The 24,264-nt window shown below is 40.2% G+C and carries 28 protein-coding genes; 24 read left to right on the plus strand and 4 right to left on the minus strand.

The features are described 5' to 3' along the window. Positions 1 to 178: 178 nt before the first annotated feature. From QFZ78_RS01480 to QFZ78_RS01490, 3 genes are read left to right on the plus strand one after another with little or no spacing between them, the layout of a single operon-like run. On the plus strand, positions 179 to 1,018 hold the full coding sequence (locus QFZ78_RS01480) for a hypothetical protein (protein WP_307544780.1): 840 nt from the start codon (positions 179 to 181) through the stop codon (positions 1,016 to 1,018). Positions 1,019 to 1,050: 32 nt separating this feature from the next. Next, positions 1,051 to 2,190, plus strand: coding sequence for a GAF domain-containing protein (locus tag QFZ78_RS01485; protein WP_307544782.1), 1,140 nt, complete (start codon positions 1,051 to 1,053; stop codon positions 2,188 to 2,190). After that, positions 2,147 to 2,353: a hypothetical protein gene (locus QFZ78_RS01490; protein ID WP_307544784.1), complete on the plus strand. Its 207-nt coding sequence runs from the start codon at positions 2,147 to 2,149 to the stop codon at positions 2,351 to 2,353. The genes QFZ78_RS01485 and QFZ78_RS01490 overlap by 44 nt, the downstream gene beginning before the upstream one ends. 42 nt (positions 2,354 to 2,395) lie before the next feature. Here the strand turns inward: QFZ78_RS01490 and QFZ78_RS01495 are convergent, their stop codons facing one another. Continuing rightward, on the minus strand, positions 2,396 to 2,995 hold the full coding sequence (locus QFZ78_RS01495) for an AbrB/MazE/SpoVT family DNA-binding domain-containing protein (protein WP_307544786.1): 600 nt from the start codon (positions 2,993 to 2,995) through the stop codon (positions 2,396 to 2,398). 130 nt (positions 2,996 to 3,125) lie between these two features. Between QFZ78_RS01495 and QFZ78_RS01500 the strand changes: the two genes are divergently transcribed. The 20 genes from QFZ78_RS01500 to QFZ78_RS01595 all read left to right on the plus strand — a co-directional run bounded on the left by QFZ78_RS01500 (position 3,126) and on the right by QFZ78_RS01595 (position 18,591). Beyond that, a complete protein-coding gene (locus tag QFZ78_RS01500) occupies positions 3,126 to 3,266 on the plus strand; it encodes a hypothetical protein (protein ID WP_307544788.1) in 141 nt (46 codons plus the stop codon). Positions 3,267 to 3,481: 215 nt separating this feature from the next. After that, positions 3,482 to 4,060 (plus strand): hypothetical protein, encoded by a 579-nt coding sequence (locus QFZ78_RS01505; protein WP_307544790.1) that lies wholly within the window; start codon positions 3,482 to 3,484, stop codon positions 4,058 to 4,060. A gap of 33 nt (positions 4,061 to 4,093) precedes the next feature. Then, positions 4,094 to 4,399, plus strand: coding sequence for a hypothetical protein (locus QFZ78_RS01510; RefSeq protein WP_307544792.1), 306 nt, complete (start codon positions 4,094 to 4,096; stop codon positions 4,397 to 4,399). Positions 4,400 to 4,435: 36 nt separating this feature from the next. Further along, on the plus strand, positions 4,436 to 4,948 hold the full coding sequence (locus QFZ78_RS01515) for a hypothetical protein (protein ID WP_307544795.1): 513 nt from the start codon (positions 4,436 to 4,438) through the stop codon (positions 4,946 to 4,948). 635 nt (positions 4,949 to 5,583) lie between these two features. After that, complete coding sequence (locus QFZ78_RS01520) at positions 5,584 to 6,984, plus strand: MFS transporter (RefSeq protein WP_307544797.1); 1,401 nt, start codon at positions 5,584 to 5,586, stop codon at positions 6,982 to 6,984. A 61-nt stretch (positions 6,985 to 7,045) separates the two neighbouring features. Then, entirely contained in the window at positions 7,046 to 7,846 is an 801-nt protein-coding gene (locus QFZ78_RS01525) for an SDR family NAD(P)-dependent oxidoreductase (protein WP_307544799.1), read from the plus strand. A gap of 216 nt (positions 7,847 to 8,062) precedes the next feature. Next, complete coding sequence (locus QFZ78_RS01530; protein WP_307544801.1) at positions 8,063 to 8,725, plus strand: TetR/AcrR family transcriptional regulator; 663 nt, start codon at positions 8,063 to 8,065, stop codon at positions 8,723 to 8,725. 385 nt (positions 8,726 to 9,110) lie between these two features. Further along, the gene (locus QFZ78_RS01535) at positions 9,111 to 9,413 is read left to right on the plus strand and encodes a helix-turn-helix domain-containing protein (RefSeq protein ID WP_307544803.1); all 303 of its coding nucleotides are present in this window, start codon (positions 9,111 to 9,113) and stop codon (positions 9,411 to 9,413) included. A gap of 420 nt (positions 9,414 to 9,833) precedes the next feature. Beyond that, a complete protein-coding gene (locus QFZ78_RS01540; protein ID WP_307544805.1) occupies positions 9,834 to 10,292 on the plus strand; it encodes a hypothetical protein in 459 nt (152 codons plus the stop codon). A 279-nt stretch (positions 10,293 to 10,571) separates the two neighbouring features. Further along, positions 10,572 to 11,699 carry a hypothetical protein gene (locus tag QFZ78_RS01545; protein WP_307544807.1) on the plus strand — a complete coding sequence of 376 codons (1,128 nt, stop codon included), beginning with the start codon at positions 10,572 to 10,574 and terminating at the stop codon, positions 11,697 to 11,699. Positions 11,700 to 11,733: 34 nt separating this feature from the next. Continuing rightward, positions 11,734 to 12,690, plus strand: coding sequence for a hypothetical protein (locus QFZ78_RS01550; protein ID WP_307544809.1), 957 nt, complete (start codon positions 11,734 to 11,736; stop codon positions 12,688 to 12,690). Positions 12,691 to 12,900: 210 nt separating this feature from the next. After that, positions 12,901 to 13,179, plus strand: a complete 279-nt coding sequence (locus QFZ78_RS01555) for a hypothetical protein (protein WP_307544811.1) — start codon at positions 12,901 to 12,903, stop codon at positions 13,177 to 13,179. A gap of 21 nt (positions 13,180 to 13,200) precedes the next feature. After that, positions 13,201 to 13,746 carry a hypothetical protein gene (locus QFZ78_RS01560; RefSeq protein ID WP_307544813.1) on the plus strand — a complete coding sequence of 182 codons (546 nt, stop codon included), beginning with the start codon at positions 13,201 to 13,203 and terminating at the stop codon, positions 13,744 to 13,746. After that, positions 13,743 to 14,288, plus strand: coding sequence for a DUF5381 family protein (locus QFZ78_RS01565; RefSeq protein WP_307544815.1), 546 nt, complete (start codon positions 13,743 to 13,745; stop codon positions 14,286 to 14,288). The genes QFZ78_RS01560 and QFZ78_RS01565 overlap by 4 nt, the downstream gene beginning before the upstream one ends. A 27-nt stretch (positions 14,289 to 14,315) precedes the next feature. Beyond that, a complete protein-coding gene (locus tag QFZ78_RS01570; RefSeq protein ID WP_307544817.1) occupies positions 14,316 to 15,194 on the plus strand; it encodes a hypothetical protein in 879 nt (292 codons plus the stop codon). Between the two features lie 21 nt (positions 15,195 to 15,215). Further along, positions 15,216 to 16,037 (plus strand): stalk domain-containing protein, encoded by an 822-nt coding sequence (locus QFZ78_RS01575; RefSeq protein WP_307544819.1) that lies wholly within the window; start codon positions 15,216 to 15,218, stop codon positions 16,035 to 16,037. 143 nt (positions 16,038 to 16,180) lie between these two features. Continuing rightward, entirely contained in the window at positions 16,181 to 16,396 is a 216-nt protein-coding gene (locus QFZ78_RS01580; RefSeq protein WP_307544821.1) for a hypothetical protein, read from the plus strand. A gap of 365 nt (positions 16,397 to 16,761) precedes the next feature. Next, positions 16,762 to 17,226, plus strand: coding sequence for a YiaA/YiaB family inner membrane protein (locus QFZ78_RS01585; protein ID WP_307544823.1), 465 nt, complete (start codon positions 16,762 to 16,764; stop codon positions 17,224 to 17,226). Between the two features lie 221 nt (positions 17,227 to 17,447). Then, the gene (locus QFZ78_RS01590) at positions 17,448 to 17,603 is read left to right on the plus strand and encodes a hypothetical protein (RefSeq protein WP_307544825.1); all 156 of its coding nucleotides are present in this window, start codon (positions 17,448 to 17,450) and stop codon (positions 17,601 to 17,603) included. 628 nt (positions 17,604 to 18,231) lie between these two features. Then, the gene (locus QFZ78_RS01595; protein WP_307544915.1) at positions 18,232 to 18,591 is read left to right on the plus strand and encodes a helix-turn-helix domain-containing protein; all 360 of its coding nucleotides are present in this window, start codon (positions 18,232 to 18,234) and stop codon (positions 18,589 to 18,591) included. A 259-nt stretch (positions 18,592 to 18,850) separates the two neighbouring features. On the opposite strand, the gene QFZ78_RS01600 is transcribed toward QFZ78_RS01595, so the two are convergent. Next, positions 18,851 to 20,425 carry a hypothetical protein gene (locus QFZ78_RS01600; RefSeq protein WP_307544827.1) on the minus strand — a complete coding sequence of 525 codons (1,575 nt, stop codon included), beginning with the start codon at positions 20,423 to 20,425 and terminating at the stop codon, positions 18,851 to 18,853. A 393-nt stretch (positions 20,426 to 20,818) separates the two neighbouring features. Further along, the gene (locus QFZ78_RS01605) at positions 20,819 to 21,697 is read right to left on the minus strand and encodes a stalk domain-containing protein (RefSeq protein ID WP_307544829.1); all 879 of its coding nucleotides are present in this window, start codon (positions 21,695 to 21,697) and stop codon (positions 20,819 to 20,821) included. A 104-nt stretch (positions 21,698 to 21,801) separates the two neighbouring features. On the opposite strand from QFZ78_RS01605, the gene QFZ78_RS01610 reads away from it, so the two are divergent. After that, positions 21,802 to 21,951 (plus strand): hypothetical protein, encoded by a 150-nt coding sequence (locus tag QFZ78_RS01610; protein ID WP_307544831.1) that lies wholly within the window; start codon positions 21,802 to 21,804, stop codon positions 21,949 to 21,951. Between the two features lie 70 nt (positions 21,952 to 22,021). Here the strand turns inward: QFZ78_RS01610 and QFZ78_RS01615 are convergent, their stop codons facing one another. Next, entirely contained in the window at positions 22,022 to 22,471 is a 450-nt protein-coding gene (locus QFZ78_RS01615; protein WP_307544833.1) for an RDD family protein, read from the minus strand. Between the last annotated feature and the right edge of the window lie 1,793 nt (positions 22,472 to 24,264).

Genomic DNA, 24,264 nt, shown 5'->3' on the forward strand with positions numbered 1-24,264 from the left:
TTCATCCTATGCTATGATCATTACCAGAAACGTTCTTTTCATTTACGCAAGCCTGAAGCCCTAGTGGCAGAATCTATCAAGGCAGAGGTATGTCCTCAGCTTAAAGGATTCTCCACTCTGGGCTTTTTTTCGTGGAATTTGAATCGTTTACTATGATGTTTAAAGGAGGTTTGTGCATATGCACGAACAAATGATGATTGATGAGACTCTGGAGCGGGAAAAGCGAATTCTTGTGGAAACAGAAGAGAGCAGAAGGCAACTGATGTCGGAAGTCATTGTAAATAGGTCCCTTGAATCCGAGATTTCCCTTTGCAGGGAGATTCAAAATGGTGTTTTCAAATCGGTATTTACAGTTGAACGTTTGCAAGGGTTGGATTTTCAGTTTGACCAGCGACTTCAACGGATCAGCGGATTTGAAGAGGAACCGGTTAGTAAAAAGCTCTTCACTAATGGACTGATTGATGTAGTCTTTAATGTAGAGGATGACGGAACCGCAAAGTTTTTGTTCATCAAAGAATCGATTATGAATGAGATGTCGATTGATCTATTGTACAGGGAAGGATTTCGCCTTCGGCAGGATATTGCTGACAGCTATGCCGAATTACATGAGGGATGGGAAACTATCTTTGAGTGTGGTGATGTTTTCTCGCGCTTTTATCGACGTCCGAATGAGCGCTTTATGTATGTCGGTCCTTACCTCCATAGCGAAGTAGAACGACAAAAGTATGAACGATTCGTTCAGGCAGCGAACCTCATGGAAAGTGAATGTCCTCCGGAGGGTACAGTTATCGAATCGTTGAAGAATTATGTTTGGATACTTGAGGATAATGTCCTGCAATTAGCCAATCAGAAAAATGCCATAATCTACACAGTCCTAGAAGAGCCCCCAAAGCTTCGGATAAGAAAGGGGTTTTGGGTCTTACGGGCATGGGGTTATTTGATGGCTAAAGAGCCGGTGGACATCGGAGATGGTTTCCTGGTGCATTCTCCAGAGGTTTGCACACTAGACCGAAAATGAATCATCCTTATTGAGCAAAGGAGAAAAAGAAGATGCAAACTCAACCAAATATGGAACAAGTGACAGAACAAGGATACTACCCGTCGTATAATCCTAAAAAGGGATACAAACGAAGGATGGTAATCGCTGGAATTATGGCATTGGTTCTTACATGTGTAACACTGTATGGTATTGACGCAGCGGTAGACGGAGCTGTGCCCCAAATAATTGTGTTGATTTATAATGGAATTAACACCGTTTGTACCTTCCTGTTTGTTTCAAACGGGACATTCAATAATAAGACCCTTTTTATTGTTTTAATGTTTTTGGTTTTCGCGTGGATCGGAATGTACAGAGTGCTCGGTGGTTGGGCCTTATGGCTTTGTAGCCGGGATAAAGAGCGAGGGCAATTATATTCCTGGTTTCCTAATCTCTTACATCATGAATATGCGGTAGAACAGTATAAGCAAGTTGGGAAAGATGAAGAAATTAAGAAGTTGCAACAAAGAATAACTGAGTTGGAAGCACTAAACGCAGCTCATACTATTGTGTTTGATGAACTCAATGTGACAGTGAAAGATACATTGCGTGAACGTAGACTTGTAATGAACCTTGATCATTTAATAGGAAAATGTTACAACTTGGCTGCAAAATCGTTTACTTTGAGAGACAAGGAACCGTATCGTCTAAACTTATTTCTGAGTTCAATTTGTGCCGAAATCTGTAGCACTACAATTGACAGCACAAACAACAAACATGCTTACATTTTTTTGAGGAATATCCCCGAAGAGAGCATGGTACTTGTTGGGGAATGCAGAAGTGGAAGTTCTATTGACGGAAGTTTGAAGTTTTCAAAGGGAGAAGGATTTGTGGGTCAAGTGTGGGAAGAGAACCGAAGGATTCTCTATACTGACATTTCTTCACAGGCAGCACATATCATTGTCAAGCAAGGCGAAAGAAGATATAATAGTATTGTAGGGCTCCCGATTATGCACCATGGGGAAATGATTGGTGTCGTAGTAGTAGCCTCTCAATCTAAGGATGAGGTAAGTGAAGCAGATTTTGACAACATTGAGCGATATCTAAATATCATTCAATTGAGTCTATTAATTGAGCTATCTTATCAAGTTCGGTTAGGTGGTGACGAGCATGCAATTCTTTTGGAGCTTCTTTCGCAAAAAGTCTCTTTCTGAAGCGGATCAACTGTTGGCGCTAGCTATGCAGCTGAGACAGATTAATAATAATCGTAATATGGATACAGATGATCGTCTTCGTATGGTTAGTTCTATTGCAGATCAAGCTTCAGCTGTTATGAAGAACAGCAAGAAGGAGTCTGCCGTCTTATTGCATAACTAAATTGATAAGTATTTAGCCGTCGTGATGCGACGGCTTTTATTTTTAATCAGCCTGACTAATTTCCAGTAGATTGATAAACCATCTTCTAGATTCTTCTTTTGCGGCTTCGCTTTTCAATAATGCAAGGATTTCATCCAAGATAATTTCAGTTAGGTTCATAAATTTTTCAGGTTCAAATTGATTTCGAGGGGCGTACTCCACTATATATTTCATTTGAAGATAGTCGTGTGCAATATCAAGTAATTCCTCAGAGTATTTTTTGCTGTAGAGTTTAACTTTAGGGATTAAACTCTGAATAAACTCTCCATTGGAACCTTTCTCGTGTTGAATAACAGAAACTGATACACCATATTTTATTGATTTAATCATTCCTATTTGTTGCCATGCTGAAATCTTTGCATTAACATACTTTGTTTGATCACATAAAAAGCAAGATCCATAGTTTGCATTAAAATAGAAAGGGTCAAACCCTTTACAAATAGGACATTCTATAACTTCTTCATCTTTTTCAAACGTAACAACTATATTTCTCGCATCATTAACCTTAAAAACAACACCATCTCCTGTATTAAGGTTGAGAAGTTCACGAATTTCTTTTGGAACGGTTAGTTGACCTTTACTTGTTATTGTGGATTTAAACATCAATATTACCTCCTTACATATCCTTACTTCACACAGTTAGGAAGTGTAAGGAAAATGTCAAGGTGAGTTTGGAGAAACGAAATAGCATATTTTTTATAATGACAGTATCATTCTTTGAAGGAGGGTAGAGATGAAAGGAAATGTTCTTTCATTTATACGGAAACCGCAAAAAGTAGAAATGCGATCGATAGAGCAGTTGATGAAGGAACGGAAAACGAAGAGAGCTGAAATGCTTCGGAAATTGAATGAAAAAATGGATCGACTAACGTAAACTGACTACACAATATCTTCCAAACGGAATATATTTATGATATAATTCCCCTAAAGATATGTTACACCTTGCTCAAGTCGAAAGCCCTATGTGGCGGAATTTTGTTTAGCCTTATTTTTTTATGGCTATCAAAGTCCATCTGCATAGGGCTTTCTTTTTTTTGCAGGTAAACACATCTATGAAAACAAAGGAGGGATTCCCTAAGAGGGATGAACATGAGAAAATTACAAGATTTGCTTGATGTTGTGAAAGAACGAGGGATTTCAGAGAATGCGGAATATATCGAGTCTTCTGGAGAACGAACCCGCTTCTCGGTAATTGGACATCTATTAGTACTGCTGGGTATGGATTCATCCGAACTAATGCAATTAAGCGGTAGTCTAAGTAGGATGCTTACTAATCCTCAAAACAAGTACGAAGTAAAGGCTGTTTGGCTATTACTTGAGGCTGGCTACTCGATGCTGGATCTCCGACAACTTGAACGATCGGGAAAAAATGGTGCTGACAAAGTGATGGCTGATCTTTACGAACTCATTGATGACATCATGGACATTAATCTTGTGACAATGAGTGAGTACGGATTGCTCGTTAGAAAACTGGTTAAGTATCGCAGAATGGGCGTCCCAGCTAGTATGATGACCTTTTTTTATGTAGGGAAATATCCAGTAAAAACTATCCTCGACTCAACGGGGAGGTCCGAAGAGGATCTAAGGAATGATGTCGACTTTGTACTTACTTGCGGCATTCTTGAAGATCCTGAGGACCAACTCGTATGTGAAGGTAGTTTCGGATAAAAGGTTTACATATGAAAGAGGAGGTAGAGGCACATGAAATTTTGCCTGTATGAAGCTATAAATGAACGGATCGTACATGTAGAGAATGATATCATGGCTGCCGTATCGGCTAGAAATGCGCGAGGGTACTCAAAAGATATATCTATTCTTCCTCTACTGTTGATGGAAGAATATGATGCTTTCCCCGCTTCATATCGCGGAGAGGTTAGCGGTCGATTCTATTTATTGTACGAGGTTCCAGGTGTGTTCGAACAGAGGTATGATCAAGTCATTGTCGTAGAGCGATATGATGATGCTGTAAAGGAAAAGAAATATCATATGGAGATAAAAGGTGCCTAATCTAGGCGCCTTATTTATTTAAGGAGGGTAACGTCCATGGAATTCCAGGATGAACTTCGTTTAACGGGGCAGCAAAAGCAAAGGATTTATAAGAAATTTATGAAAGTCGTCAAAGCACGTGATTCCCAGTTGATTGATAAGGCGCTATATGATTTTTTGTATCTGCGTAGCGGTTTCATAGCACATTACGACCGCCATGGCTTCATAGATTACTATGATGGACGTAAAGGAATGATCGAACTGCTTGAGGAGCTCCTCCAACATCATTACGAGTGGGGCGTCGGTTCCTACACTGACATCGGCAATGCGTTAAAGGCAATCGCGCGAGAGTTGCTGCCAGTCATTCGATTCGAAGTAGAGGAAGAGAAGAGACAACGAGAGCTGTCAACACTTGAGAAACTTGCAGTAAAGCATGGATATCATGTAGGGCCAGCTAAGGATACTTTGACTTCTTCTCAACTTCCACTTCAACTAGCTATGGCTTCTTCAGAGGGCAAGAAGCAGAAGCGCGATGCACATTGTGAGGGGCAACTGCTCTTGATGATATGAGAAGTAGATGACTGATAAGAGGAATGATCAATTTATTTGAATGGAGAATTATATATGATGTACAAGGGATTTCTGACAAATTACAATAAAGTATTGTTCTAAACAATAAAGTGTTGTTCTGAAGCGGACAAACATACTGAAGAGCTAATTGCCCCTAAAATGTCCCGATGATTGTTGCCATCGGGACATTTTTAAAGGAGGGATAGCTACAAAGGAAAACAATAATAAACTTAATTGAGTTCCCGATATTTTTGCAGAAGACTCCATTCCTATTCTCCTTCGGAAGCATTTAGCCCAGTTATTCCCTCTTTTTCATTTGCACATACCCTAGTTTGGTCCCGCTCAACTCCATGGAAAAATCCTCTCTATAGGTAGCAATCAGCCAGCTGACCCGATGCAGCCGGGTATAATCCATACGTATCGCAGACCGTCCGCGCGTCTCATTGGCGATCCGTTCAGCAGGAACATTCTACGATAGGTAAACATTATAGACAAAATGAACATAAATTGTTTACAAAGTTTTTAAACGGTGTTATGATAAAGCTGTGCTCAGGAAGGAAGCGAATAATAAATAAAAGAGAGCAGACCAATAAAGTAAAAAAATTTCTCAGTTCATTGTGAGAGGAGTGTGTTTCTTGAAAAGCTCAAAAAGCGTAGCATTGTTAACCATAATTGCATGTCAGCTCATGATTGTTTTGGATGCATCCATCATGATTACAGCCTTACCTGAAATCGGACGCACCTTACAGCTTTCGACTACGACTTTAACTTGGGTCCAAAATGCTTATATCTTGGCATTTGGTGGTCTGTTACTTTTGGGGGCAAGAGCAGGGGATATATTTGGCAGAAAGAACGTTTTTATGATTGGGATAGCGTTGTTTTCGGTTGCGTCTTTGCTTGTTGGACTAGCCAATTCCACCGAATTCCTATTAATTTCTCGTTCCCTTCAAGGAGTAGCTGCAGCATTAGCAACACCATCTACATTGGCATTACTATCAGTAATCTTTGTTGAACAAAAAGAAAGAGCAAAGGCCATCGCACTATATAGCGCAATTTCTGGAATTGGGGGAAGTGTGGGACTTGTGCTTGGCGGTCTTCTAACGGATTTGATTTCTTGGCGTGTAGGTATGTTTATCAATGTTCCGATTGGAATGATATTACTCTTGTTAGCGCCAAAATATTTACCTCATACAGAGAAGGTATCAGGTCGATTTGATTTCGTTGGTGCATTTACTTCTGTTGTTGGGATGACGGCATTGGTTTACGGGTTCATTCAAGCAGCAGATAAGGGATGGGGAAACCTAGTGACCATCATTTCCCTGATGATTGGTATCGTCTTAGTGATAAGTTTTGTATTTATTGAGTCACGTGCAAAACAACCAATCACGCCGTTACGTTTATTTATTAATCGTGAACGAACCGCTGGCTATTTAGGGAGGTTCCTTTTCGTTGGTGGCATGTTTTCAATGATATATTTCCTTTCGCAGTTTTTACAGATTGTGTGTGGGTTTAATTCATTTCAAGCCGGCTTGGCATTCGTTCCTATGACAGCAGTTCAGTTTGCGATGATGTATGTCGTGCCGAAATTGTTAGCCAAATTTGGTACGTCAAAACTATTAATTTCAGGAATATTCGTCGCTATCGTAGGTATGAGCTGGTTAAGCAGAATCTCTCTCGAGACAAACTTTTATATAGGTATCTTAATTCCAATGGTTATATTAGGAATTGGAGCAGGAATTGTTTTCATTCCATTTACTACACTAGGTCTGTCTAAAGTTGAACCAGGTGATGCTGGAGCAGCATCTGGAATTGTTAATGTAGCCCATCAAATCGGTGGATCTGTGGGGTTAGCTATTTTGGCTACAGTCTTTGGAGCATACAATTCTTCAGGCAATGCTTCAAAAATTGAGTTCGCAAACGCCATTTCAGCAACGATTACAGGATCAGCATTCCTCTTTGTTGCTTCATTAGCAGCGGTAACTATCCTGTTGCTTCTCCGAAGTCGCAACCCGGAGCTACACAAGATGCCGGCATAAATCATTACTAGTGTTAAACAAGAAAAACACCAACAATATTATCTAGAGGAGAATGATATATATGCAATTAGAATTAAAAGGGAAACGCGCATTAGTTACTGGTTCCAGCAGTGGGTTGGGTATGGCTATGGCGAAGATGCTGGCAGCAGAAGGTGCAAGTGTCATTGTACACGGAAGAGATGAAGCTCGTACCCATGCAGTTGTTGAAGCCATTCGCGCAGATGGAGGTTCAGCATTACCGGCACTTGGCGAACTCACTACAGACGCCGGTGCAGATGCAGTAGCAAAAGCAGCTTTAGCCGACGGCCCTGTGCACATACTGGTCAATAATGCCGGCTTCTATCGCCATCTTTCCTGGACGGATGCAACCGCAGATGAATGGTCTGAAACCTATAATGTCAATGTGGTATCAGGAGTTCGTATGATTCAAAGGCTTGTCCCTCAGATGCGTGATCTGAACTGGGGACGAATTATTACAATTGGTGGAGGTCTAGCGCTTCAACCGATGAACACCCATCCGCAGTACAATGCAACACTCGCAGCGCGCCATAATCTTGCGGTGTCGTTAGCTCGTGAGCTTAAAAATACTGGTATCACATCGAATGTTGTCTCACCCGGAGCGATACTGGTAGACGCGGTTAAGGAATTAGTCGAAAGCATTGGTCCATCCAGGGGCTGGGGCGAAACATGGGAAGAGATTCAACCCAATGCAGTGAATTCTTTAATACCGAATGACCAAGGACGGTTTGGCTATCCAGATGAGATTGCGGCTGCTGTTGTCTATTTATGCAGTAATTATGCCCAATATATAAGTGGTGCCACGATACGTGTTGATGGAGGTTTGATTAAGGGGGCTTTCTAAAAAAGCGAAGGTTGATATTGTATCTGAAATGAAAAGGGGGCGTCCCAAAGTCATTGTAATGGACTTATGGGACACCCCCATTTGCTGGAAACAGTCAAACCCAAGCTCGGGCAATATACAAAATCAGTGAAAAACATCTTTTTTGCTTTCAATGTTTATAGAGTTGGTAATGTCATGTATAATAAAAGGATAGCTTGCTCGAAAGGAGGAACATCATTGACTACCGGGATTCAGCTGGACGAAACGAAAGTAAAGCTGCTTAAAAAGCTGATTTCATCTGTCATGAAGGATGGTTTTCAAAGTTTAAGGATGGATGATATTGCAAAACATATGGATATTAGCAGAGCTACGATGTACAAACATTTTTCTTCTAAGGAAGATGTTATCAAAGGCGTTGTTCGCGTATTTGTTGATTATATAAATAAACTTGAAGACCCTGCGTTAGACAACGATGACAAATTTTTTGGCATTTGGTTCCAGCAAATGTTTGAACAATCCGTGTCTCTTGTGGGAAAAATAACGGATGTATTTCTAAAAGACCTTCAATCCGCATTCCCCGATTTGTTTGATTTGTTAAAGAACACTTTAAATAAACGCGAACAGCAAGCTCAGAATTTCTATCAATTTGGAAAAGATAAAGGGATCTTCAACCCAATTAATGAGAAATTCATTATCCTCCAAGACGATTTGTTGCTTCGTGAGATTATTAATATTAAGTACTTGGTTTATAATCAAATGTCTATTCAGCAAGTTTTACACGACTATTATCAATTTAAAAAGTTTCAATTATTCAAACCTGAAAAGATGTCGGTCATCGATGACTCCAACATCATTCCTATCATAGACCACATTGTTGAAAAGTTTAATAGGACATTGTAACAATTCATGTTTGACTCTATAGAGAACCGAAGCTGAGTAGATGCCGAGTTATTACCCGACATGTGCTCGGCTTTCTCTCATGTAGCTAGCCCCGCAGGTGCCTATGAATAGTACTGCTAACGCATAGTCAACTACCTTGGGAACAAAACTTTAATGTAATGGACAAACAACGAGATGAAGGTCAAAACGAAAATGCAATTAAGAACCAAACTTTATTGTAATTTTGAATGATTCATATCGATGAAAATCCCTTTAAAGATAAGGTGTTAGAGGACAATACTTTATTGTAATTTATCAATTTCGTCATAGACTTAACGAACTAATCAAAGCTGAATCTCAAAAACGAAAGAGTAATAAAGAAAGTAAAGCATCAATTATAGGGGTTATGCAGGACTTAGCGGATTATTGCAAGATAACTGTAGAAGCAATAATTAACTATCGCAAAAACAAGGCTATTCCCTTTATGGCTATTGCATACAGAATGGCAAATTTCTTCGATTTAAAGGTGGAAGAACTATATCAACTAGAAGACTATGATTTAGCATTAGGCTTGAGAAATGCTTCAAATAAAAGAGGTAGAAAGAAAGAAAAGTATAACTTAGAATGTACTGTTTGTGGGGGCCTTGGGTACGCAAAAGGTTTTTGTCAAAAACATTACAATCAAAAGCGCAAAACAGGTCTAAAATAAAAGTGAGGATTGGTTTAAATCATACAATCGATGTATGAGAATGTTCAAAGGAGTGGGGTATTCCCCTCTCCTTTGCTGATTAAGTGAAATTCTATGTGGCTCTTCTTATTCCATCTCCGGATGTATTGTGGTATAGTTATATTAGAATTTTGTATTACCTTACGTGAAGCCTAATGCCCTAGCGGCGGAATTTATGAGAACAGGTGTAGTCTGCTTGTTTCTAAGGATTCCTGCAGTTGGGCATTTTTTGCGTTGGAAAACATATGTGAGGAGGAGATTCTAATGAATCCAATGTGTACTCAGCGGACAAGTAGGTAAACGTAAGTTATCTATATGCTGCAGTAAACGTAAGTCCATATTGTATGAACAAGGAGCGGGTATTTTATCGGCTCTATTTTTTATGTCCAGGAGGAATGCCAGATGGCAGAACGTTTGATTGAGACCACATGTGAGAAGTGCGGAAACCCTGTCACTATAGACTTGGAGAACGCTACATTCGATGAAGCCATGAAGTGGGCTGCAGAGATCGACAAGAAAGCAATGTCTTGTCCTAGCGGATATCATGTTGAAGTTAGCGGATGGCGTAGATGGTGGAATCTAGATAAGATCATCCCCAAGGCTTTCACCGCTGACGAGATAAAGACTGTCAATCTGATCGTAAGTAAGATTAGGATCACGGTTGGAAAAAGTACCTTTCATTTTATAAATTCCGAAGGTGTTTGTCAGTTTTTATCTGGGTATGCAGATGGATTGAAGCAGCAAAATCGTTCCCTTAATGTCATTGTAAAAATGGAGAAGCTTAACTACAGCGGAAACATACTTCACTCCATTGAGGAAACGATTGGCGATCTTCTCACGCCAGGGCTTATCATCGGTTAATCGACAAATCTTTGCTTTAACTCCTAGGTGGGAGTATTTTATGACCCCCACCTATTGGAGGCGGGGGCAAGGAGGATGTTGTATATGTTGAAAAAGGTAACACAATTATTTCGGTCTCTGTTTATTGAATTGGAGGACGAGGATGTGGAACTTCTAAATTATCGTCGCAGTAGGTTAGTCATGATAGATGAGGATTTAGAATTTAATGTATAAGGGTGCGTGGGCCGTGGCGATCTGTCGTCATGGCTCTTTATGTTTAAAGGAGAGGGATGATTCAACTTGATCGACTATCAAACGGAGGCAAGCAGGCGAGTCCGCAGTTTTTTGAAGAAGGCGCGACGCCGACAGTACATTCAAACGGTAACAGGATCACGGAGTCAGGTAATCCAGCAGCATGATGATAACTTGTGGCTGAATCCGAAGAGGGCAAGTTCTCCTAACCAAATTTCGCGGAAGCGATTGGTGAAGGCTGCAGCGTATGTCTACTACACGCGAACTTGCGTAATCAAAGACGTGGAACGTTTCTGTAGAATGAGCTCCGCACTTTTTGGTTGTCTTGTCGAGATGTTTTCAGATATTTCACGGGTCACAGAAACCAGGACAGGCTTGCACCGGCTGACGATCTTAGGAATTCGCGTTTGGCTCTCCGGAACAGAATCACATCCAAGGGACCTCGCTATAGCTGCATCACGAGGCGCGCGGTGGGCTATGTTCAATTATTTGTACCTTCGAAAACAAGGTAAAGATAATTGGCGAAGGTATAAGGCGGAAAACGGAATTGAAAAGCTCTTTATAGACAGCGGGGGCTTTCAGTTGATGAACAGTTTTAACTTTGCCAAGGTGAAGGCATGGGAGCTGCATGAATGCCCGATCAATATCGAGGAGTATGCTGCCTTCTTAAGACTTTACCGCAAGGAATTCTTTACATGGTCTAATCTTGATGTCCGTGGAAATGATGCGTTATCTGCAGCACATTTTGAATTTCTTTGTGATGAAGGTGTATGCCCGATGCCAATTTGGCACATTGACTCATCACCGTTCTCCTTTCTGGACGAGATTCTTACAAAGGTCGATCCTCCTTGCGTCGGTATAGGCGGAATCTTAACCATTAGTTCGTGGAAAAAAAGGTACGAGCTGCTAAGCGAAGTTTTTGAACGATATTCGGATGTGAACTTTCACGGGTTCGGTGTATGCGATCAAAACTTGCTCAGGTTTCCTTGGCATAGCGTGGACCTAACGTCTGCCATTGTCGCACCACGTAGATTTGGTAAAATGATGACCTATCAAGGACAAATCTCGAAGGATCCAAGATGGGATTCCTCTCGTGCAATCCACGAAAGCCTAGATTTCGTAGTCGGGCTGGAAACCAATTATTATGGAGAGTTTCAAGGTCAGCTATTTGATTAAATATGGCGCAAGTGCGCAGAAGAGGGATAAGACTATGTTTCATATAGAAATACCTGCTGCCTATTTAATATTAGGTGGAGTGGCTATGATCATCGCGCTTCCACTTGTTGTCGCAGGACTTTTTAGGTTGTATTTTCGTGGGGCTGGACGGCACTCGGATATGGAATCTACCATTGCCGATCTTGAAATGCGTCTATCTTGGTATAGGGATAAAAGTCAGGCTTATCGTATATCGACAACCCTTAAACCTGAATTACGTATATCGACTGAAGAAGTTGAAAAGGTTGATGTTTCGGAATCATTCATTAGTCAGGTAGAGGTTGACGAACCGATAACAGCCCAAGCCGAAACTATCATTGTAACCGTACACTCCAATGAAGTGGCAAATAATGAAGCGAAAGTTGATTACGAACAGAACTCGCAAGCCTATCTCGATGCAATCTCAGAAGAACAAGAGAAGCAAAGCGATAGTATTGAGCAGCAACAATTGGAATTCGATATCGATGAGCAAAATACAGGAACAGGATCTCATTATTTCACGCCTCCCAAGATTACCGAAATGCAGTTTGCAGCTGAAGCAGACCCTGAATTTTTGAAGAAGCTTGGCATCTTTACTAATCCGCCAGTACCGCAATATTCGGATAACGTCATTCGTTTTCCATTAGCTGCGAAAACACCAGAAGAAAAGCTGGAGCAAGCGGAATTCGATTTACAATTGGAAGATGGCGGTAGTGACCAACGAAAGGGTACGCATTGGGGTCATTATCGGATTGCAGAACGATACGACGATGGACTCGCTAGTTGCATAAATATTGAAACCGGTGATCGAGGCGTGTTCGATCATATTACGCTCGCAAAAATCGAATCGAATGAGGTATTTACTGCGCTCGTACAATACCAGAACAATTCTCGTTATGTCTTAGGTTTATGGCCGGGACAGCATGATATTTCACGTCATTACGAAGATTACCAGGAAGCTATGGGAGGGTGAGCGATACTCGCCTCTCCTCTTTTCAAATGACAGCTGTGAAGGCATCATCAAAAGCTTAATAGGACAAAAGTCAGGCATTTTATAGGTATGAAGTCTTGACAGGTGTCATTTGGAAATATATAGTGATCTCATAGTCGTACGTGTGTACGGTAAACACATAGCTAATGTATATAATGTAGAAAATTGACAGATATAAGGATGTGAGTTTTGATGTTTAATCATTTTTTATTGGCTTCAACTAGCGATGATGCAATAAATAAAACTGTTGAGCATTATGTCTTGCTATCTCTCTCCGTTGGCCAGAAGTGGGGGGTATTGGCCACGGTTATGGCAGCACTAATGCTTTGGGGAATTAGTCATATTTTTAAAGTAAGAAAAAACGTGAAGATGAAGCAAACATTTAATTTCTGGTCAATTGGTATGGGATTCTTGGCGGTTGTCTTCACAATCGCACCCTATTTCGTGATGCATTTTATGGAGCAGAAATAATAGAAGGGGAGAGTGTATAGAATGGGCGAAGTCGTAGATTTTATAGGAAGACGAGAGCAACAACAAGTAGGCGAAGTCGTAGATTATTTAAAAAGACGAATACAACAACAATCTGTTCCGGTGCCGTCTGTGGAACCGGCATGGAGCAAGAACAATGATCGATCGGAAGTTGATACATTTCACGAGTATGTATTGAGCTCGGAAGCTTGGTTAAATGATGGTTACTGGGAGACGCTTTACGAGGGGTATCCTTTCCTGCCTCCAGCAGCGCCACCCCGGAAAGATGCTGTTTGGTATGTTGGTGGCGAACATAAGCACTTCGGAGTTTGGCTGTTGAATCAGAGCGAAAAATCCGTAGTAAAAGTTGACGGTCATTTTGGTTGGAACCCACTGGTGCGAAAATCGGTAGCTCCCCCATTTGAACCAGTTAATATCAGCGACGCTTCAAAACGAAAAAATATAGCTTGGATCGTTGATGAGAACGGGTACGGTCAGTATGGAATGCTCATGGAAAATGGCTATGCTTGGGTTCCCGCTCCTAGACCGAAAGATTGGATAGAACAATGAATAACATCAAGGTTACCCCAAAGGGGGTTCAGGTTGTATACACAGATTATGGTGCAGGATGTATGGTTATTGGAATGGGTTTTATGACTCTTTCTTCTCTATTTGTATTAGGTATTGTACCGTCAGTAAGTATTATAAAAGGTTTTTTTGGTATCATTATTGGCTTATGTGGAACTCTTTTTTTTGGTGCGGTACTACTAAGGATTGTAACGGTACTATTAAAAGGACGAGTATTATTAGAGATTGAAGATGGCAACTTAAAAAACCGTAAGCATAGCATTCCAATTAAGAACATTAAACAACTACAATTCGGATGGCATTCAAAAAAGTTGAGTGGTATGATTTTTGAAGATTTGATTGTTAGTACAATTGACAATAAAGAGTACTTTTTAAGGTACTATAACCTGTTATCTGATACGGCGATTAAGTATTTGGTTGAGCATTATATTATTCCTGAGGCTGATACAGCGTGCAGAATGAAATGGGAAGCCATGTACTCAAAAGTAAGCCTTAGCAATGATGAAAATAATATAACTATGTGAGCTATTAAGTTGAGAGGAGGAATCCCGGTGTTAACAGCTCTACTTCCAAACGGAAAAGTGATCCATGCTTCGGAATATTCGGATGAGAAGCATGGATTCACGCTATTTTGTATAGATCCTCAATGCAAGGCACCTGTCATATATGTCGGTGCTTCTTCTTCATCCGAAACGAAGAGATCTGCATATTTCAAAACTATAGGCAAGGATATTGATAGTAAACATAAGGAGAACTGCGGGTTTTATGAACCACTCGACGTAGTTGGGGCGATCCAAAAGACTGCACTCTATCAGCAACAGATTTTGGAATCAGAAGGGGTTCCGAAACAAATAATTAATTTAAATTTGAAAAGGCTTGACCCGGACTACATTCCGAAAGAGCCAATCGATCGTAAAGAAAAGAAAGAAGAAAAAGAAGACAAGGTTAAAGTGAAAGATGACAAGGAGGCACCTGGAACCATTGGGTCACTTAAAAGCATAGTGAAGCTGTTAACGTCGTATGAACCGGACATGCTAGCTACCATCTATTTTAATGTGGGTGGTGGAAGAAAACTACCACTGTCTCATGTGGTGATGAGTCCGGATCGGGCTTATGATTTACTGTGGCAAGACATGACGCTCCCACGTATGCAGTATTTCGTGTATGGCCGAGTTAGCGAGGTTACGAAGTTAGAAAAGGTAACTATGATTGATATGGATATCGATGATGAAGAAAAGCCTTTCACGATCGTCATATTCGCGGAATACTATAAGCATTTTCTATATGATAAGAAAGACCTCATAGGTAAAGAATTTCTTGTGTTTGGGGATCTGAGAAAGAATACTTACAAAGACATAAATAAGGCACAAATAGTTATTAAGTCATCAGATTATCTTGAGTTGATACGAACGAAGAAACGCAATCTATGAACTATGGAGGATAACAACATTATGAAATTACCAATACGCATTGGTCTAGTTTCTTTTTTATTATTAGGTTTAGGTGTTGGTGCATATGCAGACACGACACTTAAAGAGATTGATGGAGCCTATCAAAATGCTGCCCTTCAGTTATATGTAGATGGAAAATCTATCGATCTATCCAGCGAGGATGGTATCATGTACCCGATTGTATATGGCGGTCATTCCTATGTATCAGCAAGGGCATTGGCTGAAGCTTTGGGGGCCGATGTTCAATGGGACGAAGAGAACAAGAGGGTCATTATCATAACCAAAAAGTCCTCAGATGACCGAGTAGTAAACATTGATCCAAACCCAGATCAGGACCGAAGCGTTACATCGGATGATATTAAAAGCGTCTACCCAGGAAATTATGATACCGATCAGTTGATAACAGATTACAAGGCTGCAGCACAGAGATTGCTAATTTCCTTTTCGTTAACACTTCAAACCGGAAATGGAGAAGATATTAAGAATACCATGTCCCGATATATTGATCAGGGTTTTGCGCCAACTGCTCTAAGTAAGTCAGCCGGCAGATCCTTAAAACTATCGGATTCTCTTCGTTCGTCTATGCCCAAGGAGTCTCTTGATGAATTTCTGGGTGCACTAAATTCTGCTGTATCCACTGGCAGTACATCATTGGATGCAGGCTCGGTTAAGAAGGAAGGGAAACAACTAAACTTCCAATACATAATTGGACAGGATTCAAAGCAGTCTCCTGTATCGGTCAGTATCACCTATATAAAAGGTGATGACAATTTACTCCATTGTACCGATATCAGTTTTGCTACAATGATGGGTAATAACTAAATGATTATCCGATCTAACATGCAAGTTTGGGGTTGATGAGATGATTAGAGGAAATTATTACGAGGTTCATTATTCTTGTCATCATTTCAAATATACAGAAAATTAAAGATAGTCGTTGGACGGCTTAAATTGGAGGAAATAACATGCTTTCAACAGTTGTTGCGGCTTTTTCATTTGCCGTATGGTTAATAGCTTCAACAATATTTTTCATTGTAGGTAAGCGTAATGGTGATGTAGTAGATATGTGGATTGGTGCATTGATTTTCTTTGTCCCAATATTAGCCGCACTCATCATAGGAATTATCACAGGATATAAAGAACGTCGACTGAATGTTTTTATTTCAAGGAAGGGGCGCTAATATGTGTTAAATATTTTTGATTCAAATCTCCTATCATCGCCAATTCTATATGTGATTATTGTGGTTCTAGCTCTGGGTTTCCTTGCCTGGAAGGTTATTTCAAGAACATTACGCAAGATACTTAGTTTTGTATTTGCAGCTGCTACTATTATTAAGTTTTTTAATATACTTGCAGTTTTTCAAAATCACCAATAATAGATAATGGTTTAATTAACCCTATGAATTATTCAGCACATTTACCATGTAATGATTACATAGATAGGTACTACATGAAAATAGGCCTGTTATCATGCTGCTCGGCAAGTTAATATATGTAAAAGAGAACCAATTACCAAACTAATACAACTATAAGGGGATGACCTCCAATGTACCCAAAGTATCAAAGACGTAACACACCAGCTTTCACAGCCGCTTCTTACTTCGCGCTTGCCGCTGGATTATTCTTATATTGCTTCGGTATCTACAATGCTGAGTGGCAATTAAACGTCAAAGGTTATTATTTGTTATGCATGTTCCTAATTACCATCACAAGCATTGTCACCCAAAAGGTGATAAGGGACAATGCTGAGGACAAAGATTTAAAAATCGATAATCCTAAGCATCGTATGCGTAACACTCCCGCTTTCACCGGAATGGCGATAGTTGGGTTAATAATCGGATTCGTCATGTTTTTCATTGGATTATTTAACGCGTCATTCGAATTAAATGTAAAGGGATACTACATTGCCGTTATGCTTTTGATCTCCTACAGCTCTATCGGGGTTCAAAAAGTTGTTCGCGATAACGTTGAGGACAAAGAGATCTTGGAAAATCAAAATCTGAACGGCTAATAATGTATTCTTTCTTTTAAATAATTTTATTTTAAACCCGCCTGTATAATTGGCGGGTTTTTCTGGATTTTAGCACTTTGTTTTTGAACATCTATATTATCAGTCAACAGCTATTTATATTTATCCTTAGTGGATACTGACTTTTTTAACAATAGTAGGATATAATATTTTCAGAGATAAGATAAAAGGGGAAATGGGAAGGTGATCGGATGGAGGCTTGTATGGGTCGCAAACCAATTGATCCAGATGAAAAACTCATGACCATTTCGATCAATTTGAAACAAAAGGTAATTAAAGCAATAGAGCGCGATGGAACAGCCAAGAACGTGATAGAAAATCTAGTAAACAAAAAATATAATCCAGATGACAAAAACTAGAATTCACCTTCCTTATTGACAGATCCCCTTATTTTTTTTAAGATAAAGGGGAACATAAATTCTAATCAAAAAATAAAATGAGTCCTGATCCCAAAAACGAGGGGGTCAAGGACTTTTTGTGGTTTTATCCTTGTAAAAAGAGTGGAAAGCACGTAGAATAAAGATAGTTTTTCTTGGTGATTTAGTTACACCGTTTCCACTTTATGTGGCAAGTCTACCTCCCTATGGGCTGGCATTTATGACGACGGATGTTTTTCTTTTTAAGAATCGTCCATCGGAAAGTTATGATGTTTTACCTATGCGCAAGGAAAGATTATCTTTAACATTATGTCCAAAGTAGCTCTTGTTACACCTATTTACAAAGAAGGTTTTTAACACTTATGTACAAAGAAACTCTTGTTACTCCTATTTACAAGAAGTTTTAACACTTATGCACAAAGAAGCTTTGCTCTTATTCACAATTGTGGTTAATTCTTTTTGAATTAATCTCATATTCCGCAAGTGGCCATCTGTCAGTGTTAATTCACCGATAGATGGTCTTTTTCATTTTCAGAGATGATAGAAGCCGGAAAATCTAAAGGAACGGTGTAAGAATTTTAATCAATCACGGAAGTATAATACACAAGCTATTAAGAGTATAAGAATTTCTCAGGACATGACGCTAGTTGATTTGTCAGAAAGGACAGGAATTAGTGAAAGTTACTTATCTAAACTTGAACGTGATTTAGTCACTTTTCCACGTAATTCAACAATCTCCAGAATTGCGAATGCTTTAAATGTTCCGGAAGAGGATTTAATCGTTGGTCCCCAGTATAGTCACGATGATTTGATGCGAATGGTCATTGAACAGCATATCTCTGAATTTATCGATGAAAATCGGGAAGTGATAGCTAAGGCAGTAGCAGAGGTTTTGATAAATGATAAGCAGGTTATAAAGTTGAATAAATTATTGAAGACGATTTTAAAAACTGCAAGTGAAACAATTTGATTTTTATAGAGGTCAATTAGCGCAGCGTTAGTCTAGGACATTATTTCTCGTCCGAGGCTGCCGCTGTCTCTTTTTTGGAGTAAGTCACTTCTTATTAAAGTAAGGCCCGCTTCTGTTAAAGAGCGGACCTCACTAACGGGACGAGACAACTGCATCTGCTGTAGAATAGTAGATAAGTTCTAGTCGTGAACGAAAGAGAAGAACTTGTCCTGTCTATCGATGGGCGACAAAGACTTGACCCTTTTATTCAACAGAGAGATCATTCCAACGTCCATTTAGATTTATTTTTAGTAAACGTCCCTAGCACTTTGAAATTGTGATCGACTATAACGATCCTATCCAAGTTAATCACTCTGGCCTCGATCGACCTCGGATTGCTATTCAACGACTGCAGCAGCTCTTTTAGCACGTCTTCAACCGTGGTTCTGGGGGCAACTCCCTTTGTCATGGCGATCGTGCCGCCAATCTTATAGTTTTTATGCTGATCTTTGTCTTCTCTTAACACCTTCTCGGCAATGTGCCTGACGCCAGCGTGCAAATCTTCCGACGAGCGAACAGGCTGCTCCACATGTGTAACTTCGTGCTTGGCCACGGTTTCCTGCATAGACATCACTAGACCGGGATATTTTTTTTCGCGGGTCGCTTTATAGTCGAAGCTTTTCCCGGATGATTGCTTGTCGTTGTCCAAATGATAGACACGGTCCATTTCTTGATTTGTGTTTATTTCCCTTTGGACATCCAGCAACTCGTAAAGCATGTCTTTTACCATACTTTCGTCATTAGCGCGCTGAATCATGTCTGAGTACCAGGTTTTAAAACCGGCGATCATGGGGGAAGTGCTTGCCCATTGCAGCAATTCCATAATGTTGCTTGCTCTATCGGGAAAAAGGTTGTTGACGATTGGCTCGATCTGTTGAAATGCGTAACCCGTTTGATTCGTGACGTTCGTTGGATTGCTTTGCGGATATGTACTTTGCGGATACATGCCGTAGACCGGTTGCTCATGGACGTAGTGGGAGCCGTGTCCAGAATGTTGCTGATTATAAGAGTCGTATCCAGATTGCGTTTGCCCGTAATATCCGCTGTATAGGTAGCCTGTTTGCTGCAGTTGAGAAGCGAATGGGTCGTATCCAGATTGCGTTTGCCCGTAATATGCGCTGTATGGGTAACCTGTTTGCGGTTGTTGAGAAGCGTATGGGTCGAATCCGAATTGCGATTGTCCGTAATTTCCATTGTTTGGGTTGCCTGAATGCGGTTGTTGAGAAACGTCTGTGCTTGGGTAAGTGTTTTGCGGGTACGAGTCATTTTGCCTCGGGAATTGTTGCTCATGGTTGGAGGATTCTAAGGAAGGTGTGTTCACTTTTGTTTGCGTATGCGGAGCCTGCAACGCGACTTCTGTCGCCTGCTTATTGCTTGACTCTTCTATATCCATACCGATATCTTCGTCTTTGTCCTCCTCCTTAGATACCCCCTTTATCTCGGAGAACGCTTGGCTGAAAGCATTGTCGATATCTTGTATCGCTCCGGCAACGGAGTTATGCCGCTTCTGCAATATGCTGAGCGTGCGATCAACGATGTTCTTAGAGCACCCGAGAGCCATGGCATAATTATTTACAGTATACTCCAATTCGTCCATTTGATCTTCGTTTAGCTGTCTTTGGATCGTTTCATGACTCGTATTCGTGAGATGCTGCTGGATCATCCTTTGTACCATTCGGTTTCCGATAGAACGATGAGCGGATTGCAACGCATTTACAGACGGCGGACGTCCCCGACGGACGTCGTCTTGCTTCCCCGAATCGGCTTTGCTTTCAGTTTGGCGTATTAATACCATACTTCCCCCCAAATGGACGGCTGTTATATCCGCTATCATTTCCATTATTTCCCTTAATTATAGCAGGGATGCCCTAAAGCGTCATTACCTTTGCAAACGCTAAAAGAATGCTGTATAAACACTTCCGATAGAACTACGAATACCATAACAGAGATGCTAAGGGTAGTCGATTTTTCGGCACCACGGCAAAAAGAGTGACTTTCTTTCCACATTAAATGGAAAAGGGTGTCATTCTTTTTTTGCCTGTACGTACTCCCGTGTTGTTTGTTTGTTGTAATAGCTGCTTTTATTGAGCAAACATCCCTGAAAGAAAAAGGCTAGTCGACATCCGTGATATACAGATTTACGACTAGCCAATTCATATGTTAACTTTTTAAATGAAGTTGAGGTTGCCTAGCTAACATAAACTTGCTCAAGAAGGAAGTTGTTACTATCGTAATGATCCGCAGAGAACTCAAACTCCACATATACAGTACTGAAAGCCGACCAGCCTTTCGGAAGGAAGCTGTACTTGAATGATTGACCGAACTCTGTTTTAGTACTCACATGATCAAGTTTAATGTCGGCAGAAGTTACCGACTTCAATGCCTTTGCATATGCAGCGACTTGATCCGCTTCATTAGCCGCAATCGCACCCTTTACCTTATTGCTGAACTCATCTTTGTAATACTGACGCCCTAAAGAAATTGGGGAATGGTCTCGCTTATCCGCCGTGAATGCATCAACATAGGCATCATATTTAGCTGTGCTGCCTGTTTCCAGAGCCTCACCGAATATTTTAATGATAACAACCGCTTGCTCTTGCATTTTCTGTGTTGTAGCATCTTTATCCCCAAGAACCATTACCCCATTGCCCGATGGGACTTCTACAGGAGTTTGAGCTTGTGGCGGCGTTTGAGCAGGTTTTGAAGGTACCGGCGCGGAACCCTGACCGTCTTTGTAAGGTATGCCTTCGTTGGACTTGCCGTTAGGTGTTGTCAATCGAATGGTTTGGCTGTCGCCGTCCCAAGTAACCGAACCGCCGAGTTTCTCAGTCACCGCTTTTGCAGGAACATAAGAAGAACCATCATAAATGATCGGAGTCAATTGGTTGCCTTCACTGTCTTTCGGCGTCCAAGACTTACCGTCAACCGTGAATTTAATATCGTGGTTTAAATACGCTTGAATCTTTTCCAGACCACTTGAAGCAAATACCCCTACGGAGCCGAAAATCAAGCTTGCGGCTGCGATGGTTGAAACAAATACAGACTTTTTCATTTGAATCGTTTTCATAAAGTAATAACCTCCTGATGGATATGTATACATTGCGAAACGGCAATGAACCGCCGCAAGAGCTACCAGTATAAAAATAATTGCGTTTATGTGGTGATTCCAAAATGAACAATACCGTTGTGCGATCGGATAGAATATCCGGCACGGAACAAATTTTCTCTAAGCTCTCCCACTCAGTTAAAATTTCTGGATTGATTGGCATTGTTACGCATGGCATTAGTGTGTCGTTCAATGAGCTTCTTGCTCGTGATTGAATGAACTCGTCCAAACTATAAAGTGCCAGATCATTCTGGGACTTTAGAGAGGGGACGAACCCTCGTCTGATTATTGTGGTAGACCTATTTGATGCTTCATGTTTTTCTTTACCACTAGGCACCCAGACATAATGTCATGCAGTCCTTGTTTACGTTCAGTGAAGGCTACCATTATGTATCCTATGCAAAGTATGGAAGAGATTATTTTACTGAAATATCTTCCTACAACTTTTCCCATTGGTACAGGAGTGCCATCTAATTTAACGACTTGTATCCCGACAGCTAGTTTACCTAGAGTAGCGCCATACTTGGTTTCCATTCCAATCAAGTACACCATACTAGCCACTAGCATAACTAGATTAACAATTATTGGAATATACGCAGCATAATCTGACCAAGCGCCGATTAGACTAGCTGCAAAACCTATTATTACTGTTACTACAAATACTAGAACAGCGTCTATTACATAAGCACCTGTTCTCAACCAAAATCCAGCATATACTTCTTTGTTGTTATTCATATGAAACCCCCTATAGTTATTATGATAGCTTAGATAATTCCCAACATTATTGCAAACCAAAATTGTTAAGTTTTATGTAAACTTAAGACGTGGGTTGTTGAGCACAACCCGCCGATTAAATCCACATATTATTAAAAGTTTTTACTTTCAGATTCGCTTATCGGAACTAATGACTCGGCATGGCTATTATTCTGGATCTATGTCACTTTGCTGATGTTTAAAGTCATAGGTCCAAAGTCTTATTAACATTTTCTTCTGCAATACTTACGCTATTACCTGCTGACAATTTCTAAAATTTTCTTTATCTGGTGTTCGACAGTGTTCGACATTAAAATATGGATAACCATAATCTATTCATTGCTTACGTACTTCTGTTCCAAAATAAAGCTTCAAGCAGGCAAATATCAGCTATTCCTTAACCAGATAATACAACGGTAAGATTTGAAGGAACGTCATCAAGCAGTATCGTAACCTCTAAGCTACCACTAAACTAATTGCTACAGAAAGGAAGAAAGCCCGCAAATCGCAATTTGTATCTAAGGCTTTATTTTCTGTAGACAATTATCAAGCAACAAACTATCCGGGGCAGGGGGGGAAATATTATCTTCCCCATAACACTGAATGGTTTTTTAAGATACCACGTTTGCCAATCTTGCATTTTGCTCTTTAAAGGCGAATCGGCATTTCCATCCATCTTCCAAGACGTTTCATCTACAATCTTCCACGCTGCCATAAGAGAACCTGTTAGATAAAGGTGAACCGGGAATAGCAGAAGCATACTAAGAACAATTATTTGCAGTTTACGCATAGCTTCACCTCTGATAATAGAATCTCTTTTCTCCGTTGATCTTATTGGAGATAAATGGATATCCGTAGATATTCATTTATGTCCATGATTTAAAAATATGAATACAGATTAACGAATTTTCGAAATAGATCTCGTAGTTTTGAATAGCTTTTTTATTGTCGGGCGACAAAAACATAGCCGATTCAAACCTGCGAAAATCGCGGGTTTTTATTTTTTTTCGGACAAGTTCTTGTCGTTTTCGAACGAAAAGAACTTAACCCCTTTGTTGGGAAGCGACAAGAACTTGACCCGATTGTTGGGGGAGGGGAAAACAAACTGGTAATCCGGCGAATAATAAACGAAGCGGAGATTGAACTAACGAGGCATTATGCATAGTGGGTATCTTTTCCAAACGATTTGGGATGTTACCTCCATGACCGATGTGGAGGTGCCTTTTCAGTGAAGCTTTTTCGTCTTCTACTTGTAGTTGGGGTAATTGTTTTCTCATCTTCTCAAACAGTTGGTGTTTGGCGGCATTTGTTGGGACAGTCGTCACTGCATTCCTTGACGGTAAAACCGATGCTTCTGAGGATGAAGAATAGATGTAGTTTTTAAGGATTTTCAGTGGTAGCATATTGAGACTTTAGGCATTAGTTAAGTTTAAGCAAGAATTTTGACCATTTGTAAATATGGGAACAAATGCTCCGCGACATTTTCCTGTCCTGAGGAGTTTTGATAAATTAGTACTGTCTCTATAAAAACCCAACATCTTTTAGCTAGATAATCATTATTTTGTAACCTTTTCGGCAATAACCTCCAAACAAATGATTGGAGGTTATTGCATTTTTTGCTTCAATAAATCACTATTTTGTAACCTTTAATAGTGAAACACCGCCGTCAGTTAAATGACGGTGGTTTCTTTTTCCTGCATCGTAATATCCATTGTGACAATTTAGGTCATCCTTTAAATTAAATCTTTCATTTTTGTGAATATTTGGGAATAAAT

It is taken from the genome of Paenibacillus sp. V4I5 (genome assembly GCF_030817255.1).
Taxonomy (GTDB): Bacteria; Bacillota; Bacilli; order Paenibacillales; family NBRC-103111; genus Paenibacillus_E.

Coding starts and splice junctions, on each gene's coding strand:
- QFZ78_RS01585 (WP_307544823.1), top strand. CDS start 16,762: ATGTACCCAAAGTATCAAAGACGTAACACACCAGCTTTCACAGCCGCT.
- QFZ78_RS01485 (WP_307544782.1), top strand. CDS start 1,051: ATGCAAACTCAACCAAATATGGAACAAGTGACAGAACAAGGATACTAC.
- QFZ78_RS01560 (WP_307544813.1), top strand. CDS start 13,201: ATGGGCGAAGTCGTAGATTTTATAGGAAGACGAGAGCAACAACAAGTA.
- QFZ78_RS01510 (WP_307544792.1), top strand. CDS start 4,094: ATGAAATTTTGCCTGTATGAAGCTATAAATGAACGGATCGTACATGTA.
- QFZ78_RS01565 (WP_307544815.1), top strand. CDS start 13,743: ATGAATAACATCAAGGTTACCCCAAAGGGGGTTCAGGTTGTATACACA.
- QFZ78_RS01505 (WP_307544790.1), top strand. CDS start 3,482: ATGAGAAAATTACAAGATTTGCTTGATGTTGTGAAAGAACGAGGGATT.
- QFZ78_RS01590 (WP_307544825.1), top strand. CDS start 17,448: ATGGGTCGCAAACCAATTGATCCAGATGAAAAACTCATGACCATTTCG.
- QFZ78_RS01575 (WP_307544819.1), top strand. CDS start 15,216: ATGAAATTACCAATACGCATTGGTCTAGTTTCTTTTTTATTATTAGGT.
- QFZ78_RS01600 (WP_307544827.1), bottom strand. CDS start 20,425: ATGGTATTAATACGCCAAACTGAAAGCAAAGCCGATTCGGGGAAGCAA.
- QFZ78_RS01500 (WP_307544788.1), top strand. CDS start 3,126: ATGAAAGGAAATGTTCTTTCATTTATACGGAAACCGCAAAAAGTAGAA.
- QFZ78_RS01490 (WP_307544784.1), top strand. CDS start 2,147: ATGCAATTCTTTTGGAGCTTCTTTCGCAAAAAGTCTCTTTCTGAAGCG.
- QFZ78_RS01550 (WP_307544809.1), top strand. CDS start 11,734: ATGTTTCATATAGAAATACCTGCTGCCTATTTAATATTAGGTGGAGTG.
- QFZ78_RS01555 (WP_307544811.1), top strand. CDS start 12,901: ATGTTTAATCATTTTTTATTGGCTTCAACTAGCGATGATGCAATAAAT.
- QFZ78_RS01580 (WP_307544821.1), top strand. CDS start 16,181: ATGCTTTCAACAGTTGTTGCGGCTTTTTCATTTGCCGTATGGTTAATA.
- QFZ78_RS01610 (WP_307544831.1), top strand. CDS start 21,802: ATGAACAATACCGTTGTGCGATCGGATAGAATATCCGGCACGGAACAA.
- QFZ78_RS01495 (WP_307544786.1), bottom strand. CDS start 2,995: ATGTTTAAATCCACAATAACAAGTAAAGGTCAACTAACCGTTCCAAAA.
- QFZ78_RS01535 (WP_307544803.1), top strand. CDS start 9,111: ATGCAGGACTTAGCGGATTATTGCAAGATAACTGTAGAAGCAATAATT.
- QFZ78_RS01615 (WP_307544833.1), bottom strand. CDS start 22,471: ATGAATAACAACAAAGAAGTATATGCTGGATTTTGGTTGAGAACAGGT.
- QFZ78_RS01515 (WP_307544795.1), top strand. CDS start 4,436: ATGGAATTCCAGGATGAACTTCGTTTAACGGGGCAGCAAAAGCAAAGG.
- QFZ78_RS01480 (WP_307544780.1), top strand. CDS start 179: ATGCACGAACAAATGATGATTGATGAGACTCTGGAGCGGGAAAAGCGA.
- QFZ78_RS01605 (WP_307544829.1), bottom strand. CDS start 21,697: ATGAAAACGATTCAAATGAAAAAGTCTGTATTTGTTTCAACCATCGCA.
- QFZ78_RS01525 (WP_307544799.1), top strand. CDS start 7,046: ATGCAATTAGAATTAAAAGGGAAACGCGCATTAGTTACTGGTTCCAGC.
- QFZ78_RS01540 (WP_307544805.1), top strand. CDS start 9,834: ATGGCAGAACGTTTGATTGAGACCACATGTGAGAAGTGCGGAAACCCT.